This window comes from Streptomyces sp. E-08, assembly GCF_049913095.1.
Lineage (GTDB): Bacteria > Actinomycetota > Actinomycetes > Streptomycetales > Streptomycetaceae > Streptomyces.
The window spans coordinates 2,910,670-2,924,115 of the sequence record NZ_CP183971.1; the positions used below are offsets into that span (position 1 = coordinate 2,910,670).

A 13,446-nucleotide genomic window follows, 5' to 3' on the forward strand; every position below is an offset into this window, starting at 1 on the left:
TCCCCCGCGTCCTCACCCCCCTCCCGGTACGGCCGTGAGCCCCTGCCCCACCCCCACCACCGCCACGGCTCCGTCCCGATCGGTCCGCAGCACCCGCGCGCCGCCCGCCCGCAGCGCCTCCAGCGTCCGGGGCGAGGGATGGCCGTACGGGTTGTCGCGCCCCGCCGACACCAGCGCGAGCCTCGGCCGCACGACCCGCATCAGGCCCGGGTCCTGGTGCGCGGAACCGTGATGGGCGACCTTGAGGACGTCCACCGGCCCCAACTCCGGGTGAGCCCGCGCCAACGCCCGCTGAGCCGGCGGCTCCAGGTCCCCGAGCAACAGCAGACTCAGCCCTCCCCCGGTACGGACGAGCAACGTCACACTGGCGTCGTTGGGCCCCTCGACGACCCCCTCGGAGCCGCCTCCCGGCCACAGCACCCGCCACTCCAGGGCCCCGATCCTCCGCCGCTCACCCATCTCCGCCCGGACCAGCGGCACCCCCGCGGCGGCCGCCGTCCGCCGCACGAACGCCGCCTGGGCGGGCGGCTCTTCGAGCCCCGTGGTCTGGATCGCCCCCACCTCCCTCCCCCGCAACACCCCGGGAAGTCCGGCCACATGGTCGGCATGGAAATGGGTGAGCACCAGCAACGGCACCCGCCGCACCCCGAGTTCACGCAGACAGCGGTCCACCGGTACGGGGTCGGGGCCCGCGTCCACCACGACGGCGGAGTCCCCGCCCGCGGCGAGCACCGTCGCGTCCCCCTGGCCCACCTGGCACATCGCGAACACCCAGCCCGGCGGCGGCCACCCCGTCACCCACCGGGCCAGCGGCACGGGCCGCGCCACCACGAGCAGCAGCAGCCCCGCGACGACCGCACCGACCACACCCCGGTACGGCAGCCTGCGCGCCCCGAGGACCACCAGCGCCGTGAGCAGCGCCAGGGCGAGACCGCCCCACCACCCGCCGGGCCAGGCCACCTCGGCCCCCGGCAGCGCGGCGCCGGTACGGGCCACCCACGCGATCCACCCGGCCGGCCATCCCGCCACCCACGCGAGGGCCTCGGCAGCGGGCATCCAGACCGCCGCCAGGGCGAGCGTGGCGAACCCGCACACCGTCGCCGGCGCCACCGCGAGCTCCGCGAAGAGGTTCGCCGGGACGGAGACGAGACTCATCCGCTCGGCGAACACCACCACGACCGGCGCGCACACCGCCTGTGCCGCGAGGGCCGCGCCCAGCGCCTCGGCCAGCCTGTCCGGCACCCGGCGCCGCCGCAGGGCGTCGCTCCACCGCGGGGCGATCGTCAGCAGCGCCCCGGTCGCCAGGACCGAGAGCAGGAAGCCGTAACTCCGCGCGAGCCAGGGGTCGTAGAGCACGAGGAGCAGCACGGCCGCCGCCAGCGCGGGGATCAGCGATCTCCTGCGTCCGGTCCCGATCGCGAGCAGGGCCACCAGCCCACAGGCCGCCGCGCGCAGCACGCTCGGATCGGGCCGGCAGACGATCACGAAGGCGAGCGTCAGCCCTCCCCCAGCCACCGCGGTGACCCGCAGCGACAGCCCGAGCCGTGGCGCGAGCCCGCCCCGCTCCACCCGGTGCGCCCGCCCGGGCCGCCCGATGAGCAGGAGCAGCACGATGGTGAGGTTACTTCCGGACACCGCCAGAAGGTGGGTCAGGTCCGTCGCCTCGAACGCCTCCCGCAGCTCGGGACCGACCCGGGAGGTGTCCCCGACGACCAGTCCGGGCAGCAGGGCCCGCGCATCCGGACCGAGCCCCTCGGCCGCCTTCCGCAGCCCGGCGCGGAGCTCCCCCGCCGTCCGTTGCGGCGCGCTCGGCGGCCCCACGATCCGCGGTGGTCCCCCTCCGTCGACCTTGAGCACCGCCGCGAAGGGCTCGCCGGGCCGCAGCGGCGGCGCGAGCCGGGCACCGACCCTCAGCCGGGTGGTGGGCAGGAGCCGCAGCCACTCCTCCCGCCCGTCCCCCGACGGCACGATCAGCAGCACCGGCGTCCGGGTCCGGTGCACCGAGCCGTCCAGCCGCTCGACCCGGGTGACCTCTCCTTCCAGGACGATCGAGACCGGCGCCATCGCGTTGCCCCGCACCTTGGGCCGGGTGAGCCGTGGATCGGAGGTCACCGCCACGTCCAGCCAGGCCCGCGCGTACTCCCGCGCCAGCTCCGGCACCGGTCCCCGCCGGAGGTCGGCTGCGTGCAGCCCCGCCGAGGTGGCCCCGGCCGCCGCGCAGAGCAGCACCCCGGCCCACGCGGTCGCCCGCAGCCTCCACCCCGCCGTGGTCCCCGGCACCGCGGCTCCCGGATCCTCGCCCGGGTCGCCTCGCCCCCGGGCCCGCCCCCGCGCCGACAGGGCCAGGGCCACCCCCACGCAGACCGCGACACCGGCCGCCGTCCACCATCCGGTGGCGCCCACGGCCCAGGCCGCCGCCGCCCAGGCCGCCACCGCGAGCGGAACGAGCCGGAGATCGGCAGGCCCTTCCCGCCGACCCGACGGCCCCGCGCCGCGCTCCTCACCGAGCGCCCCGTCGAGCGCCTCCTCGTGCTTCACGGCCGGACCAGCGGTTCGAGATCGGCGAACCTGCGCTCACCGATGCCGTCGACCTCGCGCAGTTCCCCGACCGACCGGAAGCCGCCGTGCTCCGTCCGGTGGTCGACGATGTGCTGCGCGAGCACGGGCCCCACCCCCGGGAGGCCGTCTAGCTGCTCCGCCGTGGCCGAGTTGAGGCTCAGTGGAACCCCCGGCGCACCGCCCCCGACACCGCCGCCCGGACCGGAACCGCCCGCCGGCGCCCCCGGCAGCCCGACCAGGACCTGCTCGCCGTCGAACAGGACCCGCGCCCGGTTGACCCCGGTGAGATCCGCGCCCGGCTCCGCCCCGCCCGCCGCCCACAGGGCGTCCGCCACCCGCGAGCCCGCAGGCAGGGTCAGCACCCCGGGCCTGCGCACCTTGCCGCCGATGTCCACGACGACCCGCGCCCCGGCAGAAGCCCCCGCACCGGGCCGCGAACCGGCTCCCGGCCCGGGCACGGAGGTCGCGGGGGCGACGGGCGCAGCGGCACGGACGAGCTCAGGAGCGCGCACCGGCTCGGGCCGACCGGTCCAGAAGTACCCGCCCGCGACGACCGCGGCGACGAGCAGGACCACCGTCAGCGCCCCGAGCGCCCTCGGTTCGAGCCCGCACCTGGTCTGCACCCACACCGGGGCGCGGTCACGGAGCAGCGCGGCCAGCCGCTCCCGCACGCCCGGAGGGGAGCCACGCTCCTGCGCCTCCGGCACCTCCCGGACCTCCGGCGCGCGCACCGGAGGCGGTACGACCGGCGGCGTCGCCGGTGTCGCCGTCGGGAACAGGGCGTCCCCCCGCCTCCGCACGGCCCCTCCCGGCATCACCGCGGTCCTCCCGACCCGGCCGCGCCCCCGCACCCGCCCATGGGGCGAGCCGCGCCCTCCGGAACGAGCACGCCCGTCCGAACCGGGCGCCCGTCCGGGCCCGCTCGTCGGGGCACCCGCCGCGCGGGAGGTCCTGGGGGTGGTGGATGCGATGCGTGTACGAGGAGTCATGTCCGTGACGGTAGGAGTCACGGACGGCCCGTGCGGAGCTCATCCGTCTTCCGTGGACAGCCGCTCCGTTGTGGAGAACTCCCTCACCCTCAAGGGGGATGGCAGAGGCTCGCGCGAGGGCCCGGCGTCCTCAGCGCGGCGAGACGACGACCGCGAGCAGCCCGGGTCCTGTGTGGGCGCCGATGACCGCACCCACCTCGCTGACCTGGAGTTCCTCGACTCCGGGTACGCGCTCTCGGAGCCGGTCGGCGAGCGCGGCGGCCCGCTCAGGTGCGGAGAGGTGGTGCACGGCGATGTCGACGGAACCGGAACCGGCCCGCTCCACGGCGATCTCCTCCAGGCGCGCGATCGCCTTCGAGGCCGTCCGTACCTTCTCCCGCAGTTCGATCCGCCCGCCGTCGAGTTCGAGGAGCGGCTTGACCGCCAGCGCGGAGCCGAGCAGTGCCTGCGCGGCGCCGATGCGTCCGCCCCTGCGCAGATAGTCGAGGGTGTCGACGTAGAAGTAGGCGGAGGTTCCCCCGGCGCGCTTCTCGGCCGCGGCGACCGCCTCGTCGAGGGAACCGCCCGCCTCCGCGACCTGGGCCGCCGCGAGGGCGCAGAAGCCCAGCGCCATGCCGACCATGCGGGTGTCCACCACCCGTACGGGCACGGGGGCGTCCTTGGCCGCGAGCACGGCGGCGTCGTAGGTCCCGGAGACCTCGGCGGACAGGTGCAGCGAGACGACGCCTCGCGCACCCGCCGCGGCGGCCTCGCGGTAGGCCTCGGCGAAGACCTCGGGGCTCGGCCGGGACGTGGTGACGGGCCGGCGCTTCTGCAGGGCCTCGGCCAGGGCCTTCGCCGAGATCTCGGTGCCCTCCTCGAGGGCGCGGTCGCCGATGACGACGGTCAGCGGGACCGTGGTGATCGCGTGCCGCTCCCTCGTCTGGCGTGGCAGGTAGGCCGTGGAATCGGTGAGGATCGCGACATGCCGGGACATGAGCGGGAGGTTACCCGCCGGGGCCTTCGCACGGCAGCCCGGCCCCCCACCGGACGCGCCTTCGAGCCCCACCGCGCCTTCGCGTGGGGCCGTCGGGTCAGGTGGTGGTCTCCGGGCGGGCCGACTTCTCCCAGGGGTAGGCGGTCCGGCGCGGATCGGGCGCCGTGATCGCGGACGGCTCTCCGCCGGTCCCCGGACCGGCGTGACCCGCGGGCCGGGCGGGGTGTCCCCATCCGTCGGCGGTCGACCCGTCCGGCGCCCCGGCTCCCGCCCCGGTACCGGCCGCCGTCCGGGCGGTCGTCCCCGGCGTGGGCTCCGGGCCCGTCCAGTGGCGCAGGGCGCCCGCCTCGACGTCGATCTGCGCGCTGAGCGTCGACAGGTCGTCCTCCGCGAACTTCAGCGCCCGGTCCCGCGCGGCGCGGCGCAGCGCGTCGGCCGAGCCGGTGATCCGCTCGGTCCGCGCGGCGAGTTCGGGCAGCTGCCCGGCCACCCACGCCCGGTCGGGCTCACGCTCCAGGCGCTTGAGGTCCGCGTCCAGTTCGAGCCCGTGGGCGCTGAGCCGGTGGAACAGGTCGAGCGACTCCTTGAGCGAGGCGTCCTCGCCGACGCCTGCCTGGAGCGCCTCCTGCGTGGCGCGCATCGAGGTGCGCAGGGAGAGCCGCAGCCGGGCCAGTTCACCGGCGGCCCCGACCTGGCCGATGCTCTTGGCCCGCAGGGTGGTGTCCTCGACCGTGCGCCGGGCCTGGTCGATGGTGCGGTCGACCCCGCGCTTGGCGGCCTTCGCGACCTTCACGGTGACGAACACCCCGAGCGCCACGAAGGACAAGAAGAGCAGGGCCATGATCGTGATAATCGTGGCTTCCATGTGTGCCCCTCCGGCCTCGACTGTTGTTCTTCCACGGTAAACGGAAGGGGCAGGCCGACGGTTCCCTTCGAACCCTCAACCTGCCCCTAGCCTCCCCCTAGGGGAAGGCCGCGGTCCGTCGTCGCCCCGATGGTCAGCCGGCGACGATGTTGACCAGCTTCGGCGCGCGCACGATCACCTTGCGGATCTGTGCGTCGCCCAGCGCCGCGACCACGTGCGGGTCGGCCAGCGCCAGCGTCTCCAGCTCAGCGTCGGTGATCGACGGGGAGACCTCCAGGCGGGCCTTGACCTTGCCCTTGATCTGCACGACGCAGGTCACGGTCTCGTCGACGACGTACGCCGGGTCGGCGACCGGGAAGTCCTGGTGGACGACCGACTCGGTGTGGCCCAGCCTGCGCCACAGCTCCTCGGCGATGTGCGGGGCCAGCGGGGCGACCAGCAGCACCAGCTGCTCGGCGACCGGCCGGGAGATCGCGCCGCCGGACTTGGTCAGGTGGTTGTTCAGCTCGGTGATCTTGGCGATGGCGGTGTTGAAGCGCATCGCCGCCATGTCCTGGGAGACACCGTCGATCGCCTTGTGCAGGGCGCGCAGCGTGTCCTCGTCGGCCGCCGTGTCGACGACCGTGACCTCGCCGGTCGCCTCGTCGACGATGTTGCGCCACAGGCGCTGCAGCAGGCGGTACTGGCCGACCACCGCGCGCGTGTCCCAGGGGCGCGAGACGTCCAGCGGGCCCATCGCCATCTCGTACAGGCGCAGGGTGTCGGCGCCGTACTCGGAGCAGATCTCGTCCGGCGTGACCGCGTTCTTCAGGGACTTGCCCATCTTGCCCAGGACGCGGCTGACCTTCTCGCCCTGGTACCAGAAGCCGCCGTCCCGCTCCTCGACCTCGGCCGCCGGCACGGCGATCCCGCGCGCGTCCCGGTAGACGAAGGCCTGGATCATGCCCTGGTTGTACAGCTTGTGGAACGGTTCGGCCGAGGAGATGTGACCCAGGTCGAACAGCATCTTGGACCAGAAGCGCGCGTACAGCAGGTGCAGCACGGCGTGCTCGGCACCGCCGACGTACAGGTCGACGCCACCGGTCGGCATGCCCTCGCGGGGGCCCATCCAGTACTGCTCGACGGCCGGGTCGACCAGCTTCTCGGCGTTGTGCGGGTCCAGGTAGCGCAGCTCGTACCAGCAGGAGCCGGCCCAGTTCGGCATGGTGTTGGTCTCGCGCCGGTAGCGGCGCGGGCCGGAGCCGTCGCCCAGGTCCAGGGTGACGTGGACCCAGTCCTCGTTGCGGGACAGCGGGGTCTCGGGCTGGGTGTCCGCGTCGTCGGGGTCGAAGGTGCGCGGCGAGTAGTCCTCGACCTCCGGCAGCTCCAGGGGCAGCATCGACTCGGGCAGCGAGTGGGCGACGCCGTCCTCGTCGTAGACGATCGGGAAGGGCTCGCCCCAGTACCGCTGGCGGCTGAACAGCCAGTCGCGCAGGCGGAAGTTGACGGTGCCCTCGCCGATGCCGCGGTCGGCCAGCCAGGCGGTGATCTTCGCCTTGGCGTCGACGACGCCCAGGCCGTCCAGGGAGATCTCGTCGTTGGCCGAGTTGACCAGCTTCGCCTCGTACGAGGAGAAGGCGTCGTCCCAGGTCGCCGGGTCGGTGCCGCGGTCGTCGCCGGGCTCGACGACGCAGCGCATCGGCAGCTCGAAGGCGCGCGCGAAGGCGAAGTCGCGGCTGTCGTGCGCCGGGACTGCCATGATCGCGCCGGTGCCGTAGCCCATCAGGACGTAGTCGGCGATGAAGACGGGGACCTTCTGGCCGCTGACCGGGTTGGTCGCGTAGGCGCCGGTGAAGACGCCGGTCTTGTCCTTGGCCTCGGCCTGGCGCTCGACGTCGGACTTGGAGGCGGCCTGCTTGCGGTAGGCGTCGACGGCCTCGGAGGGGGTGGCGTGACCGCCGGTCCACACCTCGTGGGTGCCCTCGGGCCAGGCGGCCGGGACGATCTTCTCGACCAGGTCGTGCTCGGGCGCCAGGACCATGTAGGTGGCGCCGAACAGGGTGTCCTGGCGGGTGGTGAAGACGGTGATGGCCCCGGTGTCGCCGACCTGGAAGTCGACGCGGGCGCCCTCGGAGCGGCCGATCCAGTTGCGCTGCTGCAGCTTGATGGCCTCGGGCCAGTCCAGCGCGTCCAGGTCGTCGAGCAGGCGGTCCGCGTAGGCGGTGATCCGCATGTTCCACTGGCGCAGCTTGGACTTGAAGACGGGGAAGTTGCCGCGCTCGGAGCGGCCGTCGGCGGTGACTTCCTCGTTGGCCAGGACGGTGCCCAGGCCGGGGCACCAGTTGACGGGCGCGTCGGAGGCGTACGCCAGGCGGTACTCGCCCAGGACGTCGGAGCGCTCGGCGGCGCTCAGCTCGCTCCACGCGCGCGTGCCGGGAACCTCACGCGTGCCGTTCTCGAACTGCTCGATCAGCTCGGCGATCGGCCGGGCCTTCGCGGCCTCGTCGTCGTACCACGAGTTGAAGATCTGCAGGAAGATCCACTGGGTCCACTTGTAGTACTCCGGGTCGATCGTGGCGAACGACCGGCGCTTGTCGTGGCCCAGGCCCAGCCGGCGCAGCTGGACCTTCATGTTCTCCATGTTGGCCTCGGTGGACACACGCGGGTGCGTGCCCGTCTGCACGGCGTACTGCTCGGCCGGCAGGCCGAAGGCGTCGAAGCCCAGGGTGTGCAGCACGTTGTGGCCGGTCATGCGCGCGTGGCGGGCGAAGACGTCCGTGGCGATGTAGCCGAGCGGGTGGCCGACGTGCAGGCCCGCACCCGAGGGGTACGGGAACATGTCCATGATGAACTTCTTGGGCAGGGCGGCGACCGCGGGGTCGCCCGCCAGGTCACCGGTGGGGTTCGGCGCCTCGTAGGTGCCCTCGGCGTCCCAGAAGTCCTGCCAGCGTGCCTCGATGTCGGCGGCCATGGCCGCCGTGTAGCGATGAGGGGCCGCCGTCTCGGCGGCCGTCGTGATCTCGGTCATGGTCCTTGATGCTCCATCGATCGTCTCTGCCCACTGCCACGAACTGCCCGAAATGAAAAATCCCCTCGCACAGGAGGGGATGCCGCGCCGACTCCGACGGGATGTCTGTCATCCGTCGGGACTGGTCAGCGCGGCTCGGTAAGCAGGAGGCGTACGGCACGCATGGCGCCAGGGTACCGCAGGGCCCGAGCGGGCCGCACCGGCGTTCCACGGAGCGGAAGGGGGTGCCGGGGGTCGTGGACGGCCGTGGAGACGAAGAAGCGGGCCACCCTGATCAGGGTGGCCCGCTTCTCTTCTGTGGAGCTAAGGAGAATTGAACTCCTGACCTCCTGCATGCCATGCAGGCGCTCTACCAACTGAGCTATAGCCCCGTACGCGGGAATGTTCAGATTTCCGCAGAACCGGCACGAGCCATCCGATGCGGATGGCTCAGTCCCGTTCTGTGGAGCTAAGGAGAATTGAACTCCTGACCTCCTGCATGCCATGCAGGCGCTCTACCAACTGAGCTATAGCCCCTTGATTGTCGTCCCGGCTTCGATCTCGCTCGCGGCGACGGACAGAACAGTAACGGCCCGCGCGGCAGATCGCCAAATCGGTTTCTCCGCCCCGTCGGGGCCCCCGGGTAGGGTCGCCGACTGTGTCCGTCTCCGTGCTCTCCAAAACCCGCGCCCGGCCGTGGCCCCTGGCCACCGCCGCGGCGGTCTGTCTGCTCTCGTTCGCGGCCTTCTGGGTGGCGCAACGCCTCGCCCACGTGAACATGCTCGACGTGATGGTCTACCGGGCCGAGGGCGAGACGGTCAGGGCGGGCGGCGATCTGTACGCGATGCGCGCGACCTCGGCGAACCTCGGCATGACCTATCCGCCCTTCGCGGCCCTGCTGTTCGTCCCGCTGACGCTGGTGGGCGTACCGCTGATGCGCACGCTCACCACCGCGGGGAACCTGCTCCTGGTGATCACCCTGGTTCAGCTGTCGCTCCAGCTGGTCCGCCCCTCGCTGTCCCGTACGGATCTGTGGCGCACGACGCTCTGGGTCGCCGCCGTCGTGGTCTGGTGCGAGCCGGTGTGGACGACCCTGCGGTACGGGCAGATCAACCTGCTCATAGCGGTGGCGGTGCTCTGGGACCTCACGCGGCGCGAGGGCAGCCGCTGGGCCGGCCTGGGCATCGGCCTGGCGACCGCGGTGAAGCTCACACCGGGACTCTTCGTGGTCCTGCTGCTCGCCGCCGGCCTGCTGCTGTGGCGCCGGGACCGGGCCATGAACCAGTGGCTGCGCACGGCACTCACGGCGACCGGGGTGTTCCTCGCGACGACACTGGCCGTGGCGATCGCGCTGCCGGCGGACTCGAAGCGGTTCTGGACGGAGACCCTGTTCGAGACGGGCCGGGTCGGCTTCGCCGAGGAGACCGCCAACCAGTCGATCCGCGGGGTCCTGGCCCGGCTGATGCACACGGACGACCCGGGCATGTGGTGGGCGGTGACGGCGGCCGTCCTGGGCGGCGCCGCGATGGTGCTCGCGGTACGGGCCGCGGTGCGCGGCGACAAGGCGGTGGCCGTGGTCGTCTGCGCGTTCACCGCGCTGATGATCAGCCCGATCTCGTGGTCCCACCACTGGGTCTGGTGCGTGCCCCTGCTGATCCTGCTCGCGGACCGCGCCACGCGCGCGTGGCTGGTGACGGGGGCGGTGGCGCTGGCCTTCGCCTCGTTCGCGCTGTGGTGGGTCCCGCACGACCCGGGCCGCCCCGAACTGGACCAGAACGCGGGGCAGATGCTGCTGTCGGCGATCTATCCGCTGACGGCGACGGCGCTGCTCGTGGGCTACGCGCTGACGCTGCGGACGACCGGCCGGACGAAGGACCTCGGGCAGGACGAGGGACGTCACCCGGCGGCGAAGGACCTCGGGCAGGACGAAGGACGTCACCCGGCGGCGAAGGACCTCGGGCAGGACGAAGGACGTCACCCGGCGGCGAAGGACGTCAGGCGGGACGAAGCGCGTCAGGCCGTGGCGAAGGAGTAGAACCGCTTGAGGGTGCAGTGCTCGTCGAGGAGCCGGCCGTAGATCGGCTCCCCCTCCAGCTCGCGGTACGTCTCGATGGGGTCGCCTTTTATGATCAGCGCCCGCGCGCACTCCTCGCACCAGTACTGGAACCCGGGATTGACGGGATCCATGTCGCGCACGATGGGCGTGCCGCTGCCGCACCAGTCGCACTTCCGCCTGTGTGCACCCATGAATCAGCTCCAGCTGTGGCCGCAGGCCGTGCACCCATAGGACACCCTGCCGTGGTCGCCGAGCACTTGGGTCACCCTCCCGTCCGGATCCTGTCCCCCTCCGGCCGTCCGATTCTGCCATGGCCCCGCAAGGGGGGTCAGCGCGATCGTCGCGGCAGTCCCGCGAGGGCGCCCACGACGGAGGCCGCGGCCAGTGCCAGCGCCGTCACCCACAGCGCGTCGGCGGAGTCCTGAGCTCCGGAACCCGCGTACCGGCCGAGGAAGAGCGTGCCGAACGAGGCGACGCCGACGAGCTGGCCGAGCTGGGTGACGGTGGCGAGCAGTCCGCTGGCGTCGGCGGCGTCCTCGGGCCGTACGGTCGCCAGCGCCCCGGTCAGAGCCGGACTGAAGGCCGACGAGATCCCCGCGCCGAGTACGCCCAGGGCAGGGTAGAGCCCCCAGCCGCCGGTGCCGCCGTCGCCGAGCAGCGCTCCGACGGCGAGCGCCCCGGCTGCCGCGAGCAGGAAGCCGGCCGGGACCAGCGCGCGGTGCAGCCGCGCCGGCCAGCGCCGCCAGGTCAGACCGACGGCGCCGAAGACGACGGCGGCGGGGCCGAAGGTCAGTCCGGCGCGCAGGGCGCTGTGGCCGAGCCCGCCTTGCAGGTGCAGGGTGAGGGTGAACAGGAAACCGGCGTTGACGCCCATCGCCACGGAGATCCAGAGGACGGCCCGCCCCATCCCGGGGATGCGCAGCACGCGCGGGGCGATCAGCGGGGCGCCGCCGCGCCGGGCGAGCCGGGACTCGTACACGCCGAAGACGGCGGCGAGCACCAGAGAGCCGCCGAGGGAGAGCCAGGACCACAGCGGCCAGTCCTGCTCCTGGCCGAGCACCAGGGGGACGGTCAGCAGGGACACGGCGGCCGCGAGCAGGAGCAGACCCGGCAGGTCGAGGGCACGCGCACGCGTGGACCCGGCGGAGGCCTCACGGGGCAGCACCCGGGCGCCGAGGACGAGCAGGGCGATCCCGATGGGGACGTTGACCAGGAAGACCGGCCGCCAGCCGGTGCCGAAGAGGTCGGCGCTCACCAGGATGCCGCCGACGACCTGGCCGGCGGCCGCGCCGGTGGCGAGGACCGCGGAGTAGGCGCTGAGGGCCCGGACCCGGCCCTCGCCCGTGAAGGTGCGCTGGATGAGGCTCAGCACCTGAGGGATCATCAGGGCCGAGCCCGCGCCCTGCACCAGCCGGAAGGCGATCAACTGACCGGCGTCCCCGGCGAGTCCGCAGGCGAGGGAGGCCGCGGTGAACAGCGCGAGCCCGCCCAGGTACGCCCGGCGGTGGCCGAGCAGGTCACCGAGGCGGGCTCCGGTGATCAGCAACACGGCGTAGGTGATGGTGTATCCGGCGATGACGAGCTGGAGCGCGCCGCCGGACGCGGCGAGTTCGGTCCGGATGGTGGGGGCGGCGACGTTGACGATGAAGACGTCGAGGAGTGCCATGAACTGGGCGGCGAGCACGACCCCGAGGATCAGGCCGGGGCGGTTGTCGGTGGCACGGTCTTTACTGAGTACGGGACGTGTTGCGGTCGAGGTCATGCGACGAGCGTGACCGCGATCGGATACGGGTAACGAGAGCCCGCCGATGCTGGTACTGACACCACCTGGCAGCGGCGGCACGGGGACTCGACCATGGGGGCGTGACGATTGTGGCAGCACTACCGACGCATCGGCGGAGACGACCGGAACTGGCCGCCTTCCTGCGCAGCCGCCGCGCCAGGGTGACCCCCGAGGACGTGGGCATGGCGCCGGGGCTCCGCCGCCGCACCCCGGGGCTGCGCCGCGAGGAGGTCGCCCAGCTCTCCGGCGTCGGCGTCACCTGGTACACCTGGCTGGAGCAGGGACGGCCGATCAACGCCTCCGCGCAGGTCCTCGACGCGGTGGCCCGCACCCTCCGGCTGGACCGGCCGGAGCGCGAGCACCTCTACCATCTCGCCGAAGTGCCGTACGCCCCGGACCGGTCGGCCGCGGACATCCCGGAGGTCAGCCCGGAGATCCAGGGGATCCTCGACGCCCTGGACCCGCTCCCGGCGGTGCTCTACAACGCGCGGTACGACGTGCTCGCGACCAACGCCCTGTACGAGCGGCTCCTGATGCAGGACGGGCCGGGCCTGGACACCGGGCCGTTCGGCGTGCGCAACGTGCTCTGGGCGCTCTTCAGCGTCCCGGGACCCAAGTGCCCGATCGTCGACCGGAAGCGGGAGCTGCCGCTGATGGTGGCCCAGCTGCGGGGCGCGTACGGCCACCATGTGGGCGAGCCCGAGTGGGAGGAGTTCGTACGGCGTCTCGCGGAGAACAGCACGGAGTTCGCCCGGCTCTGGCGCAGCGGCGACGTGGTGCCCCCGGGGACCCGGGTGAAGGTCTTCCGGCACGACCTGGTGGGCGAGGTCAGGCTGACCTCGGTCTCCCTCTCGGTCAACGGGATGCCGGAGTGCCGGATCGTGACGTACACACCGACCGACGAGGAGAGCCGGGAGGGGATCGAGATCCTGCGCCGCACGAAGGCGCCGAGGCGAGGAGAGCCGAGCTGAGGGAACGCCCGAGGTGGGGAGGACGGAGAAGGCGGGGAGGAAGAAGAAGGTGGGGGAACGACGAATCCCGCCCCCTGCTGGGGACGGGATCCGGTGACTGTGGAGCTAAGGAGAATTGAACTCCTGACCTCCTGCATGCCATGCAGGCGCTCTACCAACTGAGCTATAGCCCCTCGTGTTCTTCGCGCTCCGCGCTGCGAACAAGAAGAACTTTAGCCTGTGACCTGCCGGAAAGTGAAATCCTGGCCCGGCAGGCCGGTC

The 13,446-nt window shown here is 72.9% G+C and carries 9 protein-coding genes and 3 tRNA genes; 2 read left to right on the plus strand and 10 right to left on the minus strand.

The window, feature by feature from the left end:
* Positions 1-12 precede the first annotated feature (12 nt).
* The 7 genes from ACN9MM_RS13325 to ACN9MM_RS13355 all read right to left on the minus strand — a co-directional run bounded on the left by ACN9MM_RS13325 (position 13) and on the right by ACN9MM_RS13355 (position 8,912).
* On the minus strand, positions 13-2,538 hold the full coding sequence (locus tag ACN9MM_RS13325; RefSeq protein ID WP_426363827.1) for a ComEC/Rec2 family competence protein: 2,526 nt from the start codon (positions 2,536-2,538) through the stop codon (positions 13-15).
* The gene (locus ACN9MM_RS13330; protein ID WP_426363828.1) at positions 2,535-3,359 is read right to left on the minus strand and encodes a helix-hairpin-helix domain-containing protein; all 825 of its coding nucleotides are present in this window, start codon (positions 3,357-3,359) and stop codon (positions 2,535-2,537) included. The genes ACN9MM_RS13325 and ACN9MM_RS13330 overlap by 4 nt, the downstream gene beginning before the upstream one ends.
* A gap of 319 nt (positions 3,360-3,678) precedes the next feature.
* Positions 3,679-4,524: a DegV family protein gene (locus ACN9MM_RS13335; protein WP_382856055.1), complete on the minus strand. Its 846-nt coding sequence runs from the start codon at positions 4,522-4,524 to the stop codon at positions 3,679-3,681.
* A 97-nt stretch (positions 4,525-4,621) separates the two neighbouring features.
* On the minus strand, positions 4,622-5,389 hold the full coding sequence (locus ACN9MM_RS13340) for a hypothetical protein (RefSeq protein ID WP_426363830.1): 768 nt from the start codon (positions 5,387-5,389) through the stop codon (positions 4,622-4,624).
* 133 nt (positions 5,390-5,522) lie between these two features.
* A complete protein-coding gene (leuS, locus tag ACN9MM_RS13345; RefSeq protein WP_426363831.1) occupies positions 5,523-8,396 on the minus strand; it encodes a leucine--tRNA ligase in 2,874 nt (957 codons plus the stop codon).
* A 298-nt stretch (positions 8,397-8,694) separates the two neighbouring features.
* A tRNA-Ala gene (locus ACN9MM_RS13350) sits at positions 8,695-8,767 on the minus strand.
* Positions 8,768-8,839: 72 nt separating this feature from the next.
* Positions 8,840-8,912, minus strand: a tRNA-Ala gene (locus tag ACN9MM_RS13355).
* A gap of 121 nt (positions 8,913-9,033) precedes the next feature.
* On the opposite strand from ACN9MM_RS13355, the gene ACN9MM_RS13360 reads away from it, so the two are divergent.
* Positions 9,034-10,410 (plus strand): glycosyltransferase 87 family protein, encoded by a 1,377-nt coding sequence (locus ACN9MM_RS13360; RefSeq protein ID WP_426363832.1) that lies wholly within the window; start codon positions 9,034-9,036, stop codon positions 10,408-10,410.
* Here ACN9MM_RS13360 and ACN9MM_RS13365 read toward each other — a convergent pair.
* Both ACN9MM_RS13365 and ACN9MM_RS13370 read right to left on the minus strand, forming a co-directional pair.
* Positions 10,389-10,622 (minus strand): hypothetical protein, encoded by a 234-nt coding sequence (locus ACN9MM_RS13365; protein WP_015033559.1) that lies wholly within the window; start codon positions 10,620-10,622, stop codon positions 10,389-10,391. The genes ACN9MM_RS13360 and ACN9MM_RS13365 overlap by 22 nt on opposite strands.
* A gap of 137 nt (positions 10,623-10,759) precedes the next feature.
* Positions 10,760-12,193, minus strand: coding sequence for an MFS transporter (locus ACN9MM_RS13370; protein WP_426363833.1), 1,434 nt, complete (start codon positions 12,191-12,193; stop codon positions 10,760-10,762).
* Positions 12,194-12,294: 101 nt separating this feature from the next.
* On the opposite strand from ACN9MM_RS13370, the gene ACN9MM_RS13375 reads away from it, so the two are divergent.
* A complete protein-coding gene (locus tag ACN9MM_RS13375) occupies positions 12,295-13,185 on the plus strand; it encodes a helix-turn-helix transcriptional regulator (RefSeq protein ID WP_426363834.1) in 891 nt (296 codons plus the stop codon).
* A gap of 100 nt (positions 13,186-13,285) precedes the next feature.
* Here ACN9MM_RS13375 and ACN9MM_RS13380 read toward each other — a convergent pair.
* Positions 13,286-13,358, minus strand: a tRNA-Ala gene (locus tag ACN9MM_RS13380).
* Positions 13,359-13,446: the final 88 nt, after the last annotated feature.

Bases quoted from the DNA above. Each gene is read 5' to 3' on its own strand.
- ACN9MM_RS13335 (WP_382856055.1), bottom strand. From the start codon at position 4,524: ATGTCCCGGCATGTCGCGATCCTCACCGATTCCACGGCCTACCTGCCA.
- ACN9MM_RS13340 (WP_426363830.1), bottom strand. From the start codon at position 5,389: ATGGAAGCCACGATTATCACGATCATGGCCCTGCTCTTCTTGTCCTTC.
- leuS (WP_426363831.1), bottom strand. From the start codon at position 8,396: ATGACCGAGATCACGACGGCCGCCGAGACGGCGGCCCCTCATCGCTAC.
- ACN9MM_RS13365 (WP_015033559.1), bottom strand. From the start codon at position 10,622: ATGGGTGCACACAGGCGGAAGTGCGACTGGTGCGGCAGCGGCACGCCC.
- ACN9MM_RS13370 (WP_426363833.1), bottom strand. From the start codon at position 12,193: ATGACCTCGACCGCAACACGTCCCGTACTCAGTAAAGACCGTGCCACC.